We start from the raw sequence: 19826 nt of genomic DNA, 5'->3' as shown, positions 1-19826 counted from the left end.
CTTGCCAAGGGGCGGCTACAACGTTTAAAATAAAAACCCCTTGAAAACACTTTCAAGGGGTCGCTTTTTTATAGGTACGCCAATTTATTTTTTGGCTTGGGGTTCAGGAGTCTTTTCCAAGGGGTTTTCCTCGGTAACCGGATTCTGGTTCTTTTTCGATTTGTAAAGCGGAATCAAATAGGATACGGTATAATTCATACCCACACCGATACCACCACTGTATTTTTTATTAAAACCGGGAATGTATAGATTCTCGAAATTTTCGGGTTCTTTTTGATGCACCATACCGTTTAATCGCACGCTGAATCCCAAAAATACATTGTCGAATACCCGAGTGCGTATACCCGCAACAAATTCAACCCAGTGCGCAGACAAACCACTGAATTTTTTGTTAGGCGTTTCAAGGGTTTTGTCAAAATAGGAATTGGGGTTGTAAATGGTATACGAATTGAGATTTTGGGAAAAAGTAGCAAAACCATAGCGGAAACCCGCATAGATCATGTTTTCCAAATCCATCCAGTTTTCGTGCGAATTAAAATCCACACCCACCTTTATAAAAGAACCGTCGCTGGTGAAGTTCAATTGATCTTCGTCCTTGGTTATCTTTTCCCTTCCCAATTCGGCAGCGGCAAACCAGCGCTTGGTCAGGCGGTAATCCGCTTCGACTTCAAAGCCGCTGTAATCCTTGTCGTAAAAATTTCGCGCCGCGCGATATAAATCGGTTCCTACCCGTAGGCCGTATCGCTGCGGATAGTAATGTGTTATCGTGTCTTGTGCCCATCCAATCGTGGACAGACAGACGAAACTAAAACTAATAATATATTTTAATGTGCTCATCGGCTTCTGTCGTAATATTAGTGGTCATGATTTGGTATCGATTAATCCAATTTCCCACGCCATTGTGGTTGAGTTGCGGATTTTCTTCTACCGTGGAATTGTCTACCAAGGTAAAGATGTTTTTGTATCCGCAGGCCTTGCTCACATAAAGGGTTTCCAATTCGTATTTAAAGGATAGGGTGTCTCGTCGAACCACTTCGGCACCTGCATTGTCCAGGGTCGTGAGCTCTAACACCCAAACGGTTTGTTGCCTGTCTAAGCGCAGTGGCAATTTGATTTCACTGCCCGAACGCGTAACTGTTTTTTCGTTCTCGGATTCGTAGTACTTTAAAGTTCCCTCTGAATTAGGTCTGGTGGGGTCTAGGCGATCAAAAAATCGTATAAATACACTGGGTGTTGTTGGAGTGGTTTCCGGACAGATATCATCCTTTTCACAACCGGCTATTCCCAGAAGTATCCAAAGCATACCACAATATAAACCTGTTTTTTTCATAAAAGCGACTTGTTTTAAACTGCTGTCAATTTATTATAATTCTTCAAAAGTAATAAATCTAAAGGCATCAGAAAGAAAAAGCATTGCAAATAGCAATGCTTTTTATGGTTTTTATACAATTTAGGAACTTATTGGGTGAACTGCCCAATCGTACTCCCGAAATTTAAGGGGATCAGGTTGCTTGTATTGCCTTATTGTACGCGTTTTTCCAACAAGACCACGTTTTCCACGTGGTGGGTCTGTGGGAACATGTCTACAGGTCTAACTCGAGTCACTTGATACATCTCGTCCATCAAGGCCAAATCGCGGGCTTGTGTAGCAGAGTTACAGCTGACATATACGATTCTCTGCGGGGCAATTTTTAAAATTTGCGCCACGACATCTTTGTGCATCCCATCGCGAGGTGGATCGGTTATGATCACGTCGGGCTGACCGTGCTGGGCGATGAAGTCGTCGTTAAAGACATTTTTCATGTCGCCAACATAAAATTCACAATTGGTGATTTCGTTACGCGTAGCGTTTAATTTGGCATCTTCTATGGCTTCCGGTACGGCTTCCACACCGATCACCTTTTTGGCTAATTTGGAGACAAACTGCGCGATGGTTCCGGTACCGGTATACAAATCGTATACCACTTCGTTGCCGGTTAGTCCAGCGTAATCGCGGGTAATCTTATATAACTCGTAGGCTTGATCGGAATTGGTCTGATAAAAAGACTTTGCGTTAATGCTAAACTTTAAACCTTCCATTTCCTCCAAGATATAATCCCGCCCTTTGAAGAGCTTCACTTTCTGATCGTAAATAGTATCGTTGGCCTTGCCGTTAATCACGTATTGAAGGGAAGTGATTTCCGGGAAGCGCTCGGCTAAGAAATTCAAAAGCAGTTCGCGTTCCACTTTGTTTTCGTGGAAAAACTGAATCAACACCATGATTTCTCCCGTAGAAGCCGTGCGTATCATTAAAGTACGCAACAAGCCCGTATTTTCTCTCGGATTAAAAAAGGCGATGTTGTGGGCATTGGCAAAACGTCTGACCTCATTTCGAATGTCGTTCGAAGGATCTTGTTGCAAATGACATTTTTGAATGTCTAAAATCTTATCCCACATTCTTGGAATGTGAAAGCCCAAGGCGTTTTCCTTGCCGAATTCTTCACCGCTCTGTACCTCACTATCGGTAAGCCAGCGCGCATTGGAAAAGGAAAACTCCATTTTATTGCGGTAGAAAAAGGTCTTTTCCGAACCGGCTATCGGCTCAAATTCCGGCAATTCTACCTTGCCAATTCGCTTTAGGTTGTTGTAAACCTCTTGGTTTTTGTAAAACAATTGTTGGCTGTACTTCATGTTTTGCCATTTACAACCCCCACAAGCACCAAAGTGTTGGCAAACCGCTTCTATGCGGTGTTCTGAAAGTTGATGTATGTTGATCGCCTTACCCTCGTAATACGCTTTGCGCTTTTTGACGGTTTGCACATCTACTACATCTCCGGGAACTACATTTGGAATAAATATCACTTTTCCATCTGGAGCCTTAGCTACCGAAACGCCTTTTGCACCTGCATCAAGGACTTCTACGTTTTCGAATACGATTCTTTCTGTCTTTTTTCTCATGCCGCAAAAATAATGCTTTGTTTGATTCGTTGCTCGTTTTGAAATAAAATTATTGGCTATTCATTTTTAATCTGAATAACTGGGGTTTTCGCTATTCTATTTGGAGCAAACAGCCCTGTTTTTAGTACATGCTGCTAATCGCATGGGTTATATGGTGTAAAAAGGATAAAACACGCGATTAATTGACCTTGAATTTGCTGTTGGAATAGGATTTTTTCTTATTTTTTGAGTACTTTGCAGTAGTGTTTAAACAATATTCATTCAAATCTATAAATCGATGTCACAAAAAATAACTTCACAGGAAATCATAGCGTTAGAAGATAAGTACGGAGCCCACAACTACCATCCACTACCCGTGGTTTTAACCAAGGGAGAAGGCGTCTATGTTTGGGATGTAGAAGGAAAGAAATATTACGACTTTTTATCGGCTTATTCAGCGGTTAATCAAGGGCACTGCCATCCGAAAATTGTGGCTGCGCTAACGGAACAAGCCCAAACCCTAATGTTGACTTCTCGGGCGTTTTACAACGATAAACTGGGGGTTTACGAAAAGAAGATTACCGAGGTATTTGGCTTTGACAAAGTATTGCCGATGAATTCGGGGGCCGAAGCAGTGGAAACCGCTTTAAAATTGTGCCGTAAATGGGCCTATGAAAAGAAGGGAATTGCAGAAAATCAGGCGAAGATTGTCGTTTGTGAAAACAATTTTCACGGGCGTACTACGACGATTATCTCTTTTTCTAACGATCCGGACGCTCGTAAAAATTACGGACCGTTTACCGAGGGATTCATCGCGATTGAATACGATAATATACAAGCGCTAAAAACGGTTTTGGAGACGCATAAAGATATAGCCGGTTTCTTGGTTGAGCCGATACAAGGGGAGGCCGGAGTATACGTACCTTCAGAGGGATATTTAGCACAGGCAAAAGCCCTGTGTGAGCAGCATAATGTTTTGTTTATTGCAGACGAAGTGCAAACGGGTATCGCGCGAACGGGAAAACTATTGGCCGTGGATCACGAAAATGTAAAACCGGATATTTTGGTTTTGGGCAAAGCGCTTTCAGGAGGGGCTTATCCCGTATCGGCTGTTTTGGCAAACGATGAAATCATGAATGTGATTCAACCGGGACAGCACGGTTCTACCTTTGGTGGAAATCCAATCGCAGCGGCAGTGGCTATCGCGGCTTTAGAAGTGGTTGAAGAAGAAAATTTAGCGCAAAATGCAGAAGTTTTAGGACAGTTGTTTCGCGCTAAATTAAATGAATACATTGAAAACAGTACGATTTGCAATTTGGTTCGAGGAAAGGGCTTGTTAAATGCCATTTTAATCAACGATACCGAAGAGAGCGATACCGCTTGGAATATTTGTTTGGCCTTGCGCGACAACGGTTTGCTGGCTAAACCAACCCACGGTAATATCATTCGCTTTGCGCCGCCCTTGGTCATGACCGAAGAACAGATCTTGGACTGTGTGCGCATTATAGTGGACACGCTAAAAGCGTTTGAGAAATAAAATTTGTTAAACTTACTCGCTCTATATTGGAGCGAGTTTTTTTTAAACCATATAGCGATGAAAGCACTGATTGTAGTCGATCTTCAAAACGACTTTTTAGAAGGAGGCGCATTAGCCGTAAGCGATAGCGATAAGATCATTCCGATGATCAACGAAATCCAACCCTATTTTGATTTGGTGGTAGCCACTCAGGATTGGCATCCGCCCCATCATCAGAGTTTTGCGTCCGAACACCCCGGTCATCATGTCTTTGATTTAATTGACCTGCATGGTCTTCCTCAAGTGTTGTGGCCCGTTCACTGCGTGCAAAATACCCCGGGTGCTGCATTTTCTACCCAATGGGATTCCAGAGTGGTAGAGGCTATTTTTCGCAAGGGTATGGATAAAACCGTCGATTCATACAGCGGTTTTTTCGACAATGGCAAACGCAAGGATACCGGTTTGGCGGCCTATTTATTAGGTCGCGGAGTAACGCAGGTTTACGTGGCGGGTTTGGCCGCGGATTTCTGTGTTTACTATTCGGCTATGGACGCAGTAGATGCGGGCTTTAAAACCTATTTTTTAGACTTTGCCACCCAAGCTATATCGCAACAAGCCTTGGAAGAAGCAAAGGTAGAAATGATTAAAAAAGGCATCCAAATTTTAAACGCTAAAGAAGCCTTGTAAAAGAGATGAAAAAATATAATCGCTACAATTTTTTTAAACACACGTTTTGCGAGTTTCGCGAAGTGATGCCCGAAGAATTGCAGGAAAAGCTGCCCAACTACAAAAGTGCCTCGGGCAGCGAATACTATTTCGACCAAGAGGGCGTGTATCGCTACGCCAACCACTGGGGTAGGGCGGCGAACTGCCGTTGGCGCCTACTGGGCAGCGGAGGCAAGCAAAATGGATACCATTGGGGATACGCCTTGTGGACCGACTTTTTTCCCAATAACGATACGGAAAAACTCTTTTTTGTCCAAGTCGATTGGCAAGCGGAACAAGTGAGCTATCAACACCACTGCAAGCGGCAAACCGAGTACGAGCAGCGCGCGCTATTGCGGTCTGCTCTAGATACGGCAAAGGTCGTCAAACAAATCAAAGAACTCTTTGCCTCGGACGATTGGGCCAAATACTTGGGCGCAGTGGATATTATTTCTACACGAACGTGGATTATTGGGGAATTGATAACCACTAATACCAGTCTGATAAACCTAAAAAAAGAATTGTTACATGGGACGAAGAAATGAAACCAATCGCCTGGACCATCTGAAAAAAGCCAATCAGAAAAAGCGGAAAATAAAAGAGTCCACCGAGCAAAGAAAGCAGCAAATAAAGGAAATGGAAAGAAAGTACCACCAAATTAAGAATGTAGAAAACAATAAATAGGATAATGTGATATTTATCGAAAATTATGCAAACTTACATGAATTTAATATTTTTTTTTAAAATAAATTGGTTATGGTATGGTGTTTGTGTTATTATTAATCAAATAAATAATTTTTATTTTAAGTTTTATTAGTTGGTAAAACTAAAATTGATTAAATTAGTAGTAACTAAATTTAAGTATTTAACTCAAACTTTAAAAAAGTAATTCTATGAAAAATTTATTCTTGATGTCTGCTTTAATTTTAGGCGGATTAGTGTCGGTAAATGCGCAATCCAAATCAGTGAAATCAACGATTAATTCAATTGAGACACCAAAATTGTCTGAAAAAGTAGGAATGACTCCTATAAAAAAAGGAAATTGGATGGTTGGTGGAGCCATAGGTTCTTTGGGTTATAGTTTTGAAGGGGAGAATTTCAATATTAATGTAATGCCAAAAGCAGGCTATTTTATTACGGACGGAATTGCAATTGGTTTGGAGACCGGAGTGGGCTTCCAAACGGTGAAAGGCGGAGACAATGACTGGAATTATTCTGTTATGCCCTTTGCTAGATATTACTTTCCTGAAGGAGCTAGCGAAACCGGACGATTTTACGGAAATGGTAAAATTGGAATCAGCGGTACTTCTTTAACAGCGGAAAATACAAACGAAACCTCTTTCGCCTTTGGTGTAGGTTTAGGTTATTCGCACTTCGTATCTCGTAATGTGGCTTTAGAAGCCGAAGTAGGGTACAACTACAGCAAGTCTAACGCAGCAACTGCTACCGCTCAAAACGGGTTAGGTGTAGCCGTAGGTTTCCAAATTTTCTTAGGAAAATAACATTATTACTTATCATACAAATAGGAAAAAGCTATCGAAAGATAGCTTTTTTTGTTGGCTGTCTTCTCAGGTATCTGCCGTGCTAATCCTCTTAGTTGCTGTAGCGTATTTACGCCACTTTTCAACGGGTTTTCATCTCCTGCTGTCATCAGTATAGGAGAGGCAAGAACTGAGCTTAGCGATTAAAAAACAAGGAGGCCGTTAAAAAAGGATAGCCTCTGTGTTTTTATATAAGATTATAAACGGCTGTGGATTTGATATTCAATAAAACTATCGGTTGAAGGAAAAGTAGTGCGAAAAAAAAGGGCTGTCTCGCGTTAGAAGACAGCCCCGTTTTGGATAGGTATAGGTTTATTTCTTGAAATACTTCTTGTACTTAAAGTAGGAAAACAGACCCAACAAGCCCACTAAGGCCACGGAAATATAAATGAAATCCGGTGTGATAATCTTGTCTCCCTTGGCGTAGGAATGCAATCCAGTCAGGTAGAAGTTCACGCCGAAATACGTCATCAAAATCGCGTAGAACGCCAATATACTGATCAAGTTGTAAATCCACGTACCTCTTAAGGCCGGAACAAAACGCATGTGAATAACAAAGGCGTACACCATAATGCTGACTAGGGCCCAGGTTTCCTTTGGATCCCATCCCCAATAACGTCCCCAACTCTCATTGGCCCATTGACCGCCGAGGAAGTTTCCAATGGTCAACAGCACCAATCCTACGGTTAAGGCCATTTCATTGATATAGGTGATTTCTTGGATGTTGAGTTGCATTTTTGCCTTGTTCTTGCTGTTGGTAAACAACATTAAAACCAAAGCGACGATTCCCAAAATCATTCCCAAGGTAAACGGACCGTAGCTCGCAACGATAACCGCCACGTGTATCATTAACCAATAGGAGTTTAAAACAGGAGGCAGGTTGGCAATCGACGGGTCCATCCAGTTTAAGTGGGCTGTCCACAAAATCATACCAGCTACAAAGGCCGTGGCTGCAATGGTCAATTCGGATTTGCGTCCAAAGACAAGACCGAATAACATGGTTGCCCAACCGACGTAAATCATCGATTCATAGGCATCACTCCAAGGAGCGTGACCCGATACGTACCAACGCATGATTAAACCCAGGGTGTGTGCAACGAATAAAATCCATGCGATAACCGTTAGTACTTTAATGCTCTTAACCGCAAATTTTGCCGGCTTAACAATCTGAATGATGATAAATATAAACATGACAATCGCCGCCAACATATAGTAGGAGTAGAGCGATTTAAACACGTCGTATTTGTTGTATAGCATTTCTGCTTTTACCTTGTTGTCGCTGGGAATCACTTCGCCACCGTATTTCTTTTGAAACCCGTGTAGGGAATTTAAAAATTCGTCCGCAGCGGTGTAATCCTTGGTTTCGATGCTCTTTAAAAGCGCCGTCATATAAAGCGGTAAAATGTTTTTGGTATAGGTGGAATCAATGCCCGTCATACCGGCTTCGTTCAACTCCAGGTACGAAACCCATTTGTTGTTCGCATCGTTGGGTATCGGGAAAATCGTCAATATTTTTCCGCTTAAAGCGGCGTATAACAAGTTGACACGGGTATCTACTTCGATAAAGTCTTTCTGAAACTGGTTTTTTACCGAGGCGTGATTGGCATCGTCTAATGATTTGCCCAATTTGTAATTCCCCTTGTCGTCAAAAAACTGAACTAATGCCGCATATTTTGCTTTTTTATCCACGCCTATGGTCGCTCTTAAGCTGTCGTTACCGCGCTTGAGTTCGATTAAAGGCACGTTATACCACAATTGCGGAAATTGAGACATCGATAGGAATACCTGATCGGAAGTCATCTTTTGGTAATGGTCGGATTTGCTCACCTTTCTCAACAATTCAGACGAAAAAGTATTGATGGGTTTCATTCGCCCACTGGCATCTTGTATGACCAAAGATCCGAAATGTGCGGCATGGGCTTCAGATACTTTACTCGCGTTGAGCAAGGAGTCCAATTGCGGTAAATTCGGTATGTTGTGGTTGTGGTTGGTCGGGGCTTGTGCCCATGCTCCAAAAGAACAAAACAATAGTAAAAGGGATAGTAATTTGGCTTTTTTGGCTCTCACTTTATTGAGTTTAATTCGTAAATCGTTAAATCGAGTGTTTTTGTCAAATAAAATCGCTAACATGGCGATATACAATAGGGTATAACCGATATAGGTAATCCAGGTTCCCCACCAGTCGTGATTCACCGATAAAATCGTTCCTTTTTCATCTTCGTCAAATTGCGCTTGGAAAAAGCGGTAGCCCTTGTAATCCAATACGTTATTCATAAAGATACGCGCGTCAAATTGCGTATCGGCATCGATTACCGTCACCTGACTTTCAAAAGCGGAATAGCTCTTTTCGGTTCCGGGGTATTTGTCGGCTATAAATTTGTTCAATTGCACTTTGAAAGGCGTTTCGTAGCTCTTGCTACCAAACATCAACGTAAACTCTAAGTCGCCCAGTTGAATGGCTGTAGGAACACCCATACGGCCTTTGCTTCCCTTTAAGATAACTTCTTTTTCTTGCCCTTGGGTGCGAACCGTCAAAACCAAGGCATTCTCTGCACGAGCGTCTTTGTAGTCGTCACTGGCTTTTAAAACAATCTTACCCTTGATCGGCAAGTCTGGAAAAACAAATTGAGCTCCCGCTACGTTGTATAGGGAACGAAACATTAAATCTTGTTTGGTATCCTTGGCAACCTGACCTTTAAATTGGTCGGCCATACGCATAAAATCTCCTTCAAAAGGCGTGTCTATGCTGTAGTTATCTCCTTCTTTATGAATGTTGATCGCTCCAGCTGTAGGCTGATTAAAGGCGAACAATACGTTGTGTATACTGGTGACTTCGCCCTCTTTTAAAAAGTGCTCGTGACGATCGCCATCACCGGATTCCACCATTTTTAAAAAAAATACGCCACTTTCATCGGCTTGAACCACTTCGGTAGCCCCCATGATGTAGTCCTTGTATTCCACTTCAAAGGGAATTCCATTAAACTCCTTTTTCATTTTGAAGTGATTGTCCGTCGCTGCCGACATCAATTTGGGTTCTTCAAAAGTCAAGCGCTTCATCTCGCCCTGATAGTCTCCATCGGCCATAACCGTTAGAAAGGTCTTGTCGGAGAAAAAATGATTGACCGCCTCTCCTTCTCGGATGGGCATCATTCCCTCAAAACTGATGTATCTCGTAACAAAAGCACCAGATATAATTAATATAAAGGACAAGTGTAACAAAAGAGTTGCCCATTTTTCCTTTTTATGCAGTTGGTAACGTTTGATGTTACCGATAAAGTTGAAAACGAAAATAAGCATAATGGCTTCAAACCATTTGGCGTTATATACCATGATTCTGGCTGTATCCGTATTGTAGCGGTCCTCGATAAAAGTACCAATACCCAATGCAGCAGCATACACAATAAATAAAACAGCCATCAGTCGGGTAGACGAAAAAAAGGCAATAATTTTTTTATCCATGATTTAGTTGTAGTTGATTTTTTTTTAATCCAACAAAAATAACCAAATTGAGGGGCTTTTGAACATATTTAACTTAATATTTGGTAGGCTTATTATTTTGTTTAAAACTCTGATAAAAATCGCTTACATTTGCAGTAAATAGACAAAAACGCAAGCCAATTGACCTAATTATAGGCGGTTTAGGGGGTCGTTTAAAGGAGTTATTCAACGTTAGATTAAACTTACAAAACCATGCCAAAAGTTTCATTAAAGGGGCAAAATATGCCCGAATCTCCAATTAGAAAATTGGTTCCTTTTGCAGAAATTGCCAAGAAAAAAGGAAATAAAGTATACCACTTAAATATCGGTCAACCGGATATTAAAACACCTGAAGTAGCGCTAAATGCGGTTAAAGAAGCGGATATTAGCGTATTGGAATACAGTCATTCTGCTGGTTTTGAGAGTTATAGAACCAAATTGGCGGCCTACTATCAAAAACACCAGCTGCCCATCGATACGGAGGATATCATCATTACGACCGGCGGATCGGAGGCTTTGATCTTTGCTATGGGAAGTACGATGGACGCTGGAGATGAGATCATTATCCCAGAACCTTTCTATGCCAATTACAACGGTTTTTCTACTTCTACAGGAGTACAAATTGTACCAGTTATGTCGTCGATTGAAAACGATTTTGCCCTACCGGCCATTTCGGAGTTCGAAAGGTTAATCACGCCAAAAACCAAAGCCATTTTAATTTGCAATCCCGGTAACCCTACAGGTTATTTGTATTCCAAGGAAGAAATAGGGCAGTTGGCCGACTTGGTAAAAAAATACGATTTGTTTTTAATCGCCGATGAAGTGTATAGAGAATTCACTTATGGAGAACACCAACACGTGTCTATCATGAGTTTTCCTGAAATTGCACAAAATGCGATTATGATCGACTCGGTTTCTAAGCGTTACAGCATGTGTGGTGCGCGTATTGGGTGTATCGTTTCTAAAAACAAGGAATTGATGGCCGCAGCCATGAAGTTTGCTCAGGCGCGTTTAAGTCCGCCTACTTATGCTCAAATCGCTTCTGAAGCGGCTTTAGATACGCCTCAAAGCTATTTTGACGAAGTGATTGAAGAGTACAAAGAGCGTCGCGATGTGTTTATCCAAGCCCTTCAAGCGATTGAAGGTGTGCAAGTAGGTGTGCCTAACGGTTCGTTCTATTGTGTGGCTAAATTTCCAGTGAAAAGCGCCGACGATTTTGCCAAATGGATCTTGGAGTCTTACGATTATCAAGGGGAAACCGTAATGGTGGCTCCTGCTGCCGGATTCTATTCAACGCCTGGTGTTGGATTAGATCAGGTGCGCCTGGCTTATGTCTTAAAGAAAGAAGACTTGCTGCGTTCTGCGGAAATTTTAAAACACGCTTTACAAGCTTATAGTCTTATCGAAAAATAAATCGATAATTGATATAAAAACAACACCCCATATCGCAAGCTGCTATATGGGGTGTTTTGTATGGTCTCATTTTGATGAATGATCGATAGGCACTTATCTATACAAAGTAGGCTACGATAACACCGAGTATAATAGCGCCTAATTTGGATAGGTTAAAGCGGTGGTCTTCATTGCTTTCAAAGATAATGGTCGATGAAATGTGAAACAATATACCCACTACGATAGCGGATATCTCGGCATAATACTGTTGCAAGAAGCTAAAGCTTCCCGAAACATAAGTACCAAGTGGTGTCATCAGTGAAAAGACCAACATAAAAAACAGTACCTTTTTCTTGTCCATTCCCGCATTGATAAAAAAGGTCGTCAATATAACGGCTATGGGTAAGTGGTGTATGGCGATTCCCAAAGCCAAGTCCAAGTGCTGACTCAAGGGCATGCCTTCGAGCAAGGCGTGGAGGCAAAGGCTGATAAACAACAACCAAGGCATGGCCTCCATTTTGTTTGGCAAATGTACATGCCCGTGTTCCGCACCCTTGGAAAAATATTCCAAGATAATTTGAAACACGATTCCAACCATAATAAAAATACCAATGCTGCTGCTGTGATCGTGACTGTGGTCGTGATCTAATGCTCCGTGCCCCATGCTTTCTGCTGCAGTATATACTTCTGGCAGCAAATGAGTAACGGTTAATGTCAATAAGAATGAACCGCTAAATGCCAATAAAAGCTTGAGGTTTTTCTTGTTTTTCGGACGCAATATAATAGCGACTAAATAGCCGATTAGTATGGATAGTAATGGGAGGATATACACCATTTATTTAAAGATCATAATTAAACGTTCCGATTCTCCTTTATAAAACTTTTTTAAGCGGTAATTCCCGAATACATCCAACAAATTGATGTCGGATTCTTCCATCATTTTTTCAAAATCTTCCAAGCGGAAAGCGCGTACTCTTTCGGTAAAATCGTACTGTTGTCCTTGGTCCTCGAAAGAGATGTCTTTGATGATAAAGCCGTTTTCAAAACGTCTTTTTAAGTGAAAGGCTATACCGTCGACGGTTTTGACCTCTTCGGCTACGAGGTTTGGAATCACTTTGTCGACATTCATAAAATCCATAACGGCAAAACCGTATTCGTTTAAGCTGTCGCGTATGGCTTTAAGCGTTTTTACATTGTCTTCCTCCTCCTCGAAATACCCAAAACTGGTGAACAGATTAAAAATAGCATCGTATTGTTGCGGTAAGGGCTCTCGCATATCGTGAACGTGAAAGTGAAGCTTGTCGTTTTCGTGTTCCTGGGCTGTGCGGATGCTGTTGGGCGATAAATCGACTCCGGTAACATCGTATCCCAGTTGATTTAAGTATATCGAATGACGGCCTTTGCCGCAGGCCAAGTCCAATATCTTGGCTTCTTCGGGTAAATTGAGGTACTCCGTCAAATTGTCCATAAACAATTGCGCCTCTTCATAATCTCGGTCTTTATATAGGGTGTGGTAATACGAGGTGTCAAACCAGGAAGCATACCAATTTGCTGAATCTTTTTGCATGAGTTGGTTAATTTCTTTTATAGCCTGCAAATTTACTCTATTTTTGTGGAATATTATATTTAAAATAAATATTCCTAATTTGGAAGTAGCCTATGGAAAATTTTAAAATGGTCGCTAAAACGTTTTTTGGCTTTGAAGAAATTTTGGCCAGAGAATTGGAGCTTTTGGGAGCGCGAAGAGTGGAGCAAGGAGTGCGTATGGTCAGTTTTGAGGGCGATAAAGGGTTTATGTATAAAGCGAATTTGTCCTTGAGAACGGCCTTGAAAATACTAAAACCCATAGAGCAATTTGCCGTGTATAACGAAGAGAATCTCTACAGGGGTATTCAAAGTATCGATTGGACCAAATACATTACTGCTGAACAGACTTTTGTGGTCGATGCTACGGTGAATTCCGATAATTTTAATCACTCGCAGTTCGTCGCTTTAAAGACCAAAGATGCCATAGTCGACCAATTTAGAAACGATTTAGGTAAAAGACCGAGTATCGATAAGGATTTCCCAGATTTAAGGGTGAATATCCACATTCAACAAGACATGTGCTCTGTGGCCTTGGACTCTTCGGGAAATTCCCTGCATCAGCGCGGTTATAGAACCGCGACGAATATCGCGCCTATCAATGAGGTGTTGGCAGCGGGTATGCTCTTGATGTCCGGTTGGAACGGACAAAGTGATTTTATGGACCCCATGTGTGGTAGTGGTACCATCTTGGCCGAAGCCGCAATGATCGCCTGCAATATTCCGGCTAACATCAACAGAAAAGAATTTGCCTTCGAAAAATGGAGAGATTGGGACAATGATTTGTTCGATCAAATCACCGATTCCTTATTTAAAAAGGTGAGAGAGTTTCATTATACCATCAAGGGCTTCGACAAAGCACCTTCTGCTGTAATGAAAGCTAGAGACAATATGCGCAATGCCAATTTAGAAGAATACATTAAAATTGAGCAAGCCAATTTCTTCGATTCCGAAAAGGAAACCGAAGGACCGCTTCACATGGTTTTTAATCCGCCTTATGGGGAACGTCTCGATATCGATATGGAAAACTTCTATAGGGATATAGGCGATACCTTAAAAAGGGGATACCCCGGAACGGCAGCGTGGTTTATCACGGCAAATTTGGAAGCACTGAAATTCGTGGGACTTAAACCATCGCGTAAAATCAAACTCTTTAATGGAAAATTGGAGGCTCGTTTGGTTAAATACGAAATGTATGCCGGTAGCAAGAGAACCAAATTCCAAACCAACCCAGAGTAAGTGATTTTTTAAACGATAAATACCAAAGATATGAATACCAAAATGAAAGCTTTTTTATTGCAATTTGTGAGTTTTGCAGTTTTGTTTTTTCTAATGAGATTGTTAATTGTTGAATTTACTGCTTTAGCTGGATTTTGGATTCCCCTGACCAGTGCTGTAGCAGCGACTATTTTAGCGCCTCAATTTAAAACGATTGCTACACCAGATGGTGATCGGATACTGATGAAATGGATTTTTATGAAAGGGGTGAAAACCTTTAAGTAGAAAATGGAATAAATCGTGAATTTGTAGGGTTGTCTTGTAAAGGCGACCCTTTTTTTATACAATCAACCACAGGGCTTTCTTAGTTGGGCTTTTCAACTCCTTTTTTAATCGTTTTAATATGTCATAATTACGACATATTTTAAATTATGTAGTAATTATAACATATTTTGAATTATGTTCTTTTTTTGACATATTTATCGGTTTGGTTTTTGAATTATAAATTGTATTTTTGAAGGGTAAATTCATAATTATGACCGCAATATTGACTGGAGATATTATCGATTCGAGATTGGTAAAACCCCAAGAATGGCTTCCCGTTCTCGAAAAATCATTGGCATTATTGGCGACCGACCGACGGGCTTGGGAGGTTTTTAGAGGAGATAGTTTTCAGTTGGAAGTGCCGGTCGATCAAGCGATAAAAGCGGCATTGTATTTAAAGTGCACGGTAAAGCAAGTTAAGGGCATCGATGTCAGAATTTCTATAGGTGTCGGAGAAAAGAACTATGCGGACGCCAAGTTGTCTCAATCCAACGGCAGTGCTTTTATTCATTCGGGAGAGGCCTTTGATCGGTTAAAAAACAGAACGCTCGGTTTTCAAAGCGATAATGAAGCGTGGAACGAAGTGATTAACCTCTTTTTAGATTTGATTTCGACTATAGTGGATGCTTGGACACCGGTTTCCATACTGTTGATTCAAAAAATGTTTGAGAACCCTCAGCTTACCCAATTGCAATTGGCGGAATTAACCCGTGGAAATCAGGGCAATATTAGCAAAGCTTTAAAGCGAGGGGGATATGAAGAGATACAAAAAGTGCTTCAGTATTATGTAAAAAACAATCCTTATGGTTAGCGTACTTCTCTTAAAGCTGTTATTCGCTCATTTTTTGGGCGATTTTCTCCTACAACCCACAAGTTGGGTAGTTGATAAGGAAGGTAAAAAGTTGCGCTCTAAATATTTTTATTATCATATTGCCGTTCATGCTGCCTTGCTGTTGGTTTTGCTCTGGGGTACGGCGCACTATTTTAGCATACTGTGCTTGGTGGTCGTCACCCACGGCCTAATCGATGCGCTAAAACTGTACTTGGGCAAGAAAATAGCCAGTACTTGGGCCTTTTTTATAGACCAAATCGCTCATTTAAGCGTGCTCGTTTTTATAGCGGCCTATTGTGAATCTTGGGTGTGGAATTTTGAATGGCTGAATGATGCAAGTCTTATACTGTTTGGTTTATGTGTTTTACTGACTACCGTGGTTGCGGCTATCGTAATGAAAGTGCTTATTTCTACCTGGAAGATTGAAGATGACGGCGTCGCCTTAAAAAATGCGGGAAAATATATAGGTATATTGGAACGCTTGTTTGTCTTTGGATTTGTGGTGATAAATTTTTGGACCGGAGTGGGTTTTTTATTAGCGGCGAAATCCATCTTTAGATTTGGAGACCTTACCCGTTCTAAGGACCGGCGTTTAACGGAATACGTTTTAATAGGTACCTTGATGAGTTTTGGTATCGCCATAGGCTGTGCGTTGTTGTATCGGAGTTTACAAGCCTGTTTATAGGTTGATTTATAAATAGCCCCCTGCGATTTGGCAGGGGGCTCTGTATTTAATATCTAAGGGACAATCCCGCTCCAAAACCGGTATCGTTGTCGTAGGAGGTTGTAATCGCCATGTTTTTATGAATGAGGTATTGCAAGCCTACGGTATATTCTTTATCGGTGTTTAGCATAAAGCTCGCTCGGGTTCTTTTTGAAATCGGAATGTCCTCGCGCGATAATTGTACGCGAACCGATCCGTCGGTATATATTTCGGTTTGTGCCAGAACCAACCAAGGGAGGGTATAGATAACACCCGCACTAAACATCGCCCGCGAATTCCAATCGCTGCGCTGTCCGAGTAGGTTGTGTTTGGTGCTGCCGTTAGACAGATTTCGCTCGCGCCAATCAAAACCGATAAAGGGCATCAACCATTGTTGCGAACCAAAATACCGCCCAATGTGAATATCGGCTTGTTGTCCGTGTTTGCCGTTGTATCCCAAATCCCATTGGGCCGAAAAGTTCCATCGGGTATTTTGGTAGCTGGCACTTCCTTCTAAACCTTGAGTACTAAAGTCGTTTTCCGCCTGTAAGTGAAACATGCGGTCGTCTTTATATACCATTTTGTCCGCAAATGCACGGTCGGGTACTTGGGTGTTTACAGGACTGTCTTCATAGCTAAAAATACGTCCCATACCGCTCATCATGTGATAGAGTATATGACAGTGAAAATACCAATCCCCGCCGTCTTCAGAGGCGTTGAATTCGATGATATTGGTTTCCATAGGCATAATATCCATCACGTTTTTTAACGGAGAAGCCTCGCCATATTGATTGATCAATCTAAAGAAATGCCCGTGTAAATGCATCGGATGGCGCATCATGGTGTTGTTGTATAAGGTGATGCGCAGGTTTTCTCCTTTTTTAACCAATATCTTGTCGCTTTCAGACACGGTTTTGTTGTTTAGCGTCCACACATAGCGGTTCATGTTTCCGGTGAGTTCAAACCGCATTTCGCGGGTAGGAGCAGCTGGCAGTGTAGTGACTTCCGTGGCCTTTAGCATATTGTAGTTTAAGGTCACCGGAGTCGATTTCGAAGCCGCTTCTCCGCGATGGGCACTATGTTGACCCGCAGCTTCCATTTCCGGATACATCGCCGCGTTCATATCCATGGTTTGCAGACTCATTTTCATGCCCATATCGCGCATAGAACCGTCCATATTCATCATGTCGTTCATCATTTTCATGCCCTCAAAATATTTTAAGGTGCCCAAGGGGGCTTGCAATTGTTTAATGCCATCGCCCAACCAAAGCGAGGTGCTGCCACTGCGGTCTTCTGCCGTGGAAAGCAATTCGTAGGCCACCCTGTCTTCGGGTATGCTAACCACGATGTCGTAGGTCTCCGAAACCGCAATCAACAAACGATCGACTTCTACGGGTTCTACATCTATACCGTCGCTGGCAATTACGGTGATTTTTCCGCCGGAATACTGCAGCCAAAAGTAGGTCGATGCACCTCCATTGGCAATGCGCAGCCGAACCTGATCCCCTTTTTTTAGTCCCTTTAATTCGCTGGCGCTTTTTTGTTGCGCCCCATTGGTGAGAAAGGATTCGTAATACACATCGCTGACATCCATCGCCAACATCCGCTTCCATTCGTTTTTAAACTTGGTTTTGAACTGCTTGGCCTGTATGGCTTCGGCATAACTTTGTACCGAGTTTTTCTTAATAGCGCCGTAATCATTGGCGGTGTGTAGCATCCGATCGATTTCATGCGGATTGGTATTGCTCCATTCGCTGAGGACTACTTCGTATTCGGGAAGCGCATCGTAAGGACGTCGCTTGGGGTCGTCGGGTTTTTTATCGACGATAAAGGCACCGTACATCCCGATTTGCTCTTGCATGTGCATGTGGGAGTGGTACCAATACGTACCGTTTTGTCGAATCTTAAAGTTGTAGGTCTTGGTTTTACCCACTGCTACCGGTGTGGAGGTGAGATAAGGCACACCGTCTTGCTCGTTGGGCACCAACATACCGTGCCAGTGTAGGGAGGTCATCTCTTGCAGTTGGTTGTGCACGCGAATCACCGCACTGTCTCCCTCGACAAAGCGCAGCGTGGGCATGGGAATTTGACCGTTTACGGCTATGGCTCTTTTGAGCTTGCCGCCAAAATTAACCAGGGTGTCTTTGACGTATAAGTCGTAGGTTACTGTTTTCTGAGCACTTGCGACAAAACTAAACAAAAACACCGTTAGGACTAGCAGCAGGCGCTGCCTATTGAGATTATAGATTTTCATGATATACGTGAATTGTTGACGAGTACAACCAAGGGGTGAACTCGGTCGTAAGTGTTATTTTAAAGTTTCTACCAAGCTGCCGCAGCTCAACATTTGTTGTCCGTAAAAAGGGTTTTGAATTTCCTTTTCAACACTGAGCCAATTGCCTCCTTTGCCCTGAAGAAACATCGGGCAGTGCATATAATAAACCGGGGTGTCCAAAGGCTGCGCGGCTAGAAAGTCCTTAAACACCTTGGAGAGTTGGTCGAAGTCTTTTCGAGCGGCTTCCAATTGGGTGCTGCGGCTCAATTGAGCCACTTGCTCATTTAGCGCGGGACTATGCGTTTGCCAATCTGTGCTTTGCGATTTGTTTAAACGGCTTGTATTTAAGTTTTTAACCGCTTGGTTCAGCAGTAATGCTTGAGCGTGTACCTGTTTGAAATCCGACGCGATAAAGGCGTTTTTAACCGCCATATAGCGCGTTATTAAAAGCTGTATTTCCGAAGTTTCGGCGGTGGAGGTAGGGGGCTTGACGGTGGTGTGTACCGCGGTCATCGGCAGGCGACTTCGGACGTATTGCGACTCTGTACTCAATTGCTCATAACGCGATAAGGGAGCTAAATACGCTTCGTTGTCGTAACCCGCAAGGGCGATTTTCTTTAGTATTTCGCTGGGATTGGTTTTTAAAGTGTCATACGAAAGCTGCTCCAACTGGGTATCTATATCCCAAGTTATTTGAGAAACGCCCTTGGTAAAAGCCGCTTTTTCGATGTTCTCTTTGCTCAGCGCACCTTTTCCATCGATGGAGAATGAGGCTGTTTTTTGATTTTTTATGCTGGATTGTGCGGCAACGGCTTGAGTGCATACCCATAGCGCCAACACTATAAAATGAAGTTTTTTCATGATCGTTAAGATTTAATTTAAAAAATACATGAGACAACCCAAAGGTTATCCCTGCCTATTTGATGCAAATAGGGCTATACCGATTAAATTATCCCAACAATGGTGGAACCCAAATAGCGATAAAGCCATCGCTAATCAAAGCACTAATCGCCTTGAATTGTGGTTTGTAAGTAGATTCAGTAATAAGGGAAACGTACGTAATGGCGGGAATAAAAGCCACTACGGGAATGCAGTTGCTCAAACATTGGCATTGGTAATCGCTACAACTGTGGTCTTTTTGAGCTGTACACGATTTTAAATCGCCCTGTTTGCAGCAATCATCGGAAAGTTGATGGTGTTGAATCGCAGCGGTGGCCGTCTTTTCAACGAGTAGGGAATGAGGTTTAGAATGTGCAAATGCTATACTGCTAAGCAAAAGACTGCCCAGTAAAACCAGTAAACAAATGATGTAAAATTTTTTATTCATAACGTCAATTCCAAAC

19 protein-coding genes are annotated in these 19826 nt (G+C 42.2%); 10 read left to right on the top strand and 9 right to left on the bottom strand.

What is annotated here, in order from left to right:
• Positions 1-84 precede the first annotated feature (84 nt).
• The 3 genes from ACQZ43_RS13915 to rlmD form a co-directional block, all read right to left on the bottom strand.
• The gene (locus ACQZ43_RS13915; RefSeq protein ID WP_430613291.1) at positions 85-837 is read right to left on the bottom strand and encodes a DUF6048 family protein; all 753 of its coding nucleotides are present in this window, start codon (positions 835-837) and stop codon (positions 85-87) included.
• Positions 812-1330 carry a DUF6452 family protein gene (locus ACQZ43_RS13910; protein WP_430613290.1) on the bottom strand — a complete coding sequence of 173 codons (519 nt, stop codon included), beginning with the start codon at positions 1328-1330 and terminating at the stop codon, positions 812-814. Before ACQZ43_RS13910 ends, ACQZ43_RS13915 begins: the two co-directional genes overlap by 26 nt.
• Before the next feature lie 191 nt (positions 1331-1521).
• Positions 1522-2937, bottom strand: a complete 1416-nt coding sequence (gene rlmD, locus ACQZ43_RS13905) for a 23S rRNA (uracil(1939)-C(5))-methyltransferase RlmD (RefSeq protein WP_430613289.1) — start codon at positions 2935-2937, stop codon at positions 1522-1524.
• A 277-nt stretch (positions 2938-3214) separates the two neighbouring features.
• On the opposite strand from rlmD, the gene rocD reads away from it, so the two are divergent.
• From rocD to ACQZ43_RS13880, 5 genes are all read left to right on the top strand, one after another.
• Positions 3215-4453 carry an ornithine--oxo-acid transaminase gene (rocD, locus tag ACQZ43_RS13900; protein ID WP_430613288.1) on the top strand — a complete coding sequence of 413 codons (1239 nt, stop codon included), beginning with the start codon at positions 3215-3217 and terminating at the stop codon, positions 4451-4453.
• A gap of 57 nt (positions 4454-4510) precedes the next feature.
• Positions 4511-5119: a bifunctional nicotinamidase/pyrazinamidase gene (gene pncA / locus ACQZ43_RS13895; protein ID WP_430613287.1), complete on the top strand. Its 609-nt coding sequence runs from the start codon at positions 4511-4513 to the stop codon at positions 5117-5119.
• Positions 5120-5124: 5 nt separating this feature from the next.
• Positions 5125-5682: a hypothetical protein gene (locus ACQZ43_RS13890; RefSeq protein ID WP_430613286.1), complete on the top strand. Its 558-nt coding sequence runs from the start codon at positions 5125-5127 to the stop codon at positions 5680-5682.
• Positions 5666-5821, top strand: coding sequence for a hypothetical protein (locus ACQZ43_RS13885; RefSeq protein WP_430613285.1), 156 nt, complete (start codon positions 5666-5668; stop codon positions 5819-5821). The genes ACQZ43_RS13890 and ACQZ43_RS13885 overlap by 17 nt, the downstream gene beginning before the upstream one ends.
• A 209-nt stretch (positions 5822-6030) precedes the next feature.
• The gene (locus ACQZ43_RS13880; RefSeq protein ID WP_430613284.1) at positions 6031-6639 is read left to right on the top strand and encodes an outer membrane beta-barrel protein; all 609 of its coding nucleotides are present in this window, start codon (positions 6031-6033) and stop codon (positions 6637-6639) included.
• 351 nt (positions 6640-6990) lie between these two features.
• Here ACQZ43_RS13880 and ccsA read toward each other — a convergent pair whose 3' ends face one another.
• Positions 6991-10137, bottom strand: a complete 3147-nt coding sequence (gene ccsA / locus ACQZ43_RS13875; RefSeq protein ID WP_430613283.1) for a cytochrome c biogenesis protein CcsA — start codon at positions 10135-10137, stop codon at positions 6991-6993.
• 231 nt (positions 10138-10368) lie between these two features.
• On the opposite strand from ccsA, the gene ACQZ43_RS13870 reads away from it, so the two are divergent.
• Positions 10369-11568 (top strand): pyridoxal phosphate-dependent aminotransferase, encoded by a 1200-nt coding sequence (locus ACQZ43_RS13870; RefSeq protein ID WP_430613282.1) that lies wholly within the window; start codon positions 10369-10371, stop codon positions 11566-11568.
• A 97-nt stretch (positions 11569-11665) separates the two neighbouring features.
• Here ACQZ43_RS13870 and ACQZ43_RS13865 read toward each other — a convergent pair whose 3' ends face one another.
• Entirely contained in the window at positions 11666-12382 is a 717-nt protein-coding gene (locus ACQZ43_RS13865) for a ZIP family metal transporter (protein ID WP_430613281.1), read from the bottom strand.
• Entirely contained in the window at positions 12383-13114 is a 732-nt protein-coding gene (locus tag ACQZ43_RS13860) for a class I SAM-dependent methyltransferase (protein WP_430613280.1), read from the bottom strand. It abuts the gene before it with no gap.
• Positions 13115-13206: 92 nt separating this feature from the next.
• On the opposite strand from ACQZ43_RS13860, the gene ACQZ43_RS13855 reads away from it, so the two are divergent.
• From ACQZ43_RS13855 to ACQZ43_RS13840, 4 genes are all read left to right on the top strand, one after another.
• Positions 13207-14370, top strand: a complete 1164-nt coding sequence (locus ACQZ43_RS13855; RefSeq protein ID WP_430613279.1) for a THUMP domain-containing class I SAM-dependent RNA methyltransferase — start codon at positions 13207-13209, stop codon at positions 14368-14370.
• 30 nt (positions 14371-14400) lie between these two features.
• Positions 14401-14634, top strand: coding sequence for a hypothetical protein (locus ACQZ43_RS13850; protein WP_430613278.1), 234 nt, complete (start codon positions 14401-14403; stop codon positions 14632-14634).
• Between the two features lie 250 nt (positions 14635-14884).
• Entirely contained in the window at positions 14885-15484 is a 600-nt protein-coding gene (locus ACQZ43_RS13845) for a transcriptional regulator (protein ID WP_430613277.1), read from the top strand.
• Positions 15477-16190 (top strand): DUF3307 domain-containing protein, encoded by a 714-nt coding sequence (locus tag ACQZ43_RS13840; RefSeq protein WP_430613276.1) that lies wholly within the window; start codon positions 15477-15479, stop codon positions 16188-16190. Before ACQZ43_RS13845 ends, ACQZ43_RS13840 begins: the two co-directional genes overlap by 8 nt.
• A gap of 46 nt (positions 16191-16236) precedes the next feature.
• Here the strand turns inward: ACQZ43_RS13840 and ACQZ43_RS13835 are convergent, their stop codons facing one another.
• The 3 genes from ACQZ43_RS13835 to ACQZ43_RS13825 form a co-directional block, all read right to left on the bottom strand.
• Positions 16237-18462 carry a multicopper oxidase family protein gene (locus tag ACQZ43_RS13835; protein WP_430613275.1) on the bottom strand — a complete coding sequence of 742 codons (2226 nt, stop codon included), beginning with the start codon at positions 18460-18462 and terminating at the stop codon, positions 16237-16239.
• A gap of 54 nt (positions 18463-18516) precedes the next feature.
• Positions 18517-19344, bottom strand: a complete 828-nt coding sequence (locus ACQZ43_RS13830) for a DUF3347 domain-containing protein (RefSeq protein WP_430613274.1) — start codon at positions 19342-19344, stop codon at positions 18517-18519.
• Positions 19345-19432: 88 nt separating this feature from the next.
• Positions 19433-19810 carry a hypothetical protein gene (locus ACQZ43_RS13825; protein ID WP_430613273.1) on the bottom strand — a complete coding sequence of 126 codons (378 nt, stop codon included), beginning with the start codon at positions 19808-19810 and terminating at the stop codon, positions 19433-19435.
• Between the last annotated feature and the right edge of the window lie 16 nt (positions 19811-19826).

Source organism: Flavobacterium sp. JP2137, assembly GCF_050562195.1.
Taxonomy (GTDB): Bacteria; Bacteroidota; Bacteroidia; order Flavobacteriales; family Flavobacteriaceae; genus Flavobacterium.
Note: the sequence above shows the minus strand (reverse complement) of the source record. Positions and strands in the feature narration are given on the sequence as shown.

Coding starts and splice junctions, on each gene's coding strand:
- ACQZ43_RS13915 (WP_430613291.1), bottom strand. CDS start 837: ATGAGCACATTAAAATATATTATTAGTTTTAGTTTCGTCTGTCTGTCC.
- ACQZ43_RS13910 (WP_430613290.1), bottom strand. CDS start 1,330: ATGAAAAAAACAGGTTTATATTGTGGTATGCTTTGGATACTTCTGGGA.
- rlmD (WP_430613289.1), bottom strand. CDS start 2,937: ATGAGAAAAAAGACAGAAAGAATCGTATTCGAAAACGTAGAAGTCCTT.
- rocD (WP_430613288.1), top strand. CDS start 3,215: ATGTCACAAAAAATAACTTCACAGGAAATCATAGCGTTAGAAGATAAG.
- pncA (WP_430613287.1), top strand. CDS start 4,511: ATGAAAGCACTGATTGTAGTCGATCTTCAAAACGACTTTTTAGAAGGA.
- ACQZ43_RS13890 (WP_430613286.1), top strand. CDS start 5,125: ATGAAAAAATATAATCGCTACAATTTTTTTAAACACACGTTTTGCGAG.
- ACQZ43_RS13885 (WP_430613285.1), top strand. CDS start 5,666: ATGGGACGAAGAAATGAAACCAATCGCCTGGACCATCTGAAAAAAGCC.
- ACQZ43_RS13880 (WP_430613284.1), top strand. CDS start 6,031: ATGAAAAATTTATTCTTGATGTCTGCTTTAATTTTAGGCGGATTAGTG.
- ccsA (WP_430613283.1), bottom strand. CDS start 10,137: ATGGATAAAAAAATTATTGCCTTTTTTTCGTCTACCCGACTGATGGCT.
- ACQZ43_RS13870 (WP_430613282.1), top strand. CDS start 10,369: ATGCCAAAAGTTTCATTAAAGGGGCAAAATATGCCCGAATCTCCAATT.
- ACQZ43_RS13865 (WP_430613281.1), bottom strand. CDS start 12,382: ATGGTGTATATCCTCCCATTACTATCCATACTAATCGGCTATTTAGTC.
- ACQZ43_RS13860 (WP_430613280.1), bottom strand. CDS start 13,114: ATGCAAAAAGATTCAGCAAATTGGTATGCTTCCTGGTTTGACACCTCG.
- ACQZ43_RS13855 (WP_430613279.1), top strand. CDS start 13,207: ATGGAAAATTTTAAAATGGTCGCTAAAACGTTTTTTGGCTTTGAAGAA.
- ACQZ43_RS13850 (WP_430613278.1), top strand. CDS start 14,401: ATGAATACCAAAATGAAAGCTTTTTTATTGCAATTTGTGAGTTTTGCA.
- ACQZ43_RS13845 (WP_430613277.1), top strand. CDS start 14,885: ATGACCGCAATATTGACTGGAGATATTATCGATTCGAGATTGGTAAAA.
- ACQZ43_RS13840 (WP_430613276.1), top strand. CDS start 15,477: ATGGTTAGCGTACTTCTCTTAAAGCTGTTATTCGCTCATTTTTTGGGC.
- ACQZ43_RS13835 (WP_430613275.1), bottom strand. CDS start 18,462: ATGAAAATCTATAATCTCAATAGGCAGCGCCTGCTGCTAGTCCTAACG.
- ACQZ43_RS13830 (WP_430613274.1), bottom strand. CDS start 19,344: ATGAAAAAACTTCATTTTATAGTGTTGGCGCTATGGGTATGCACTCAA.
- ACQZ43_RS13825 (WP_430613273.1), bottom strand. CDS start 19,810: ATGAATAAAAAATTTTACATCATTTGTTTACTGGTTTTACTGGGCAGT.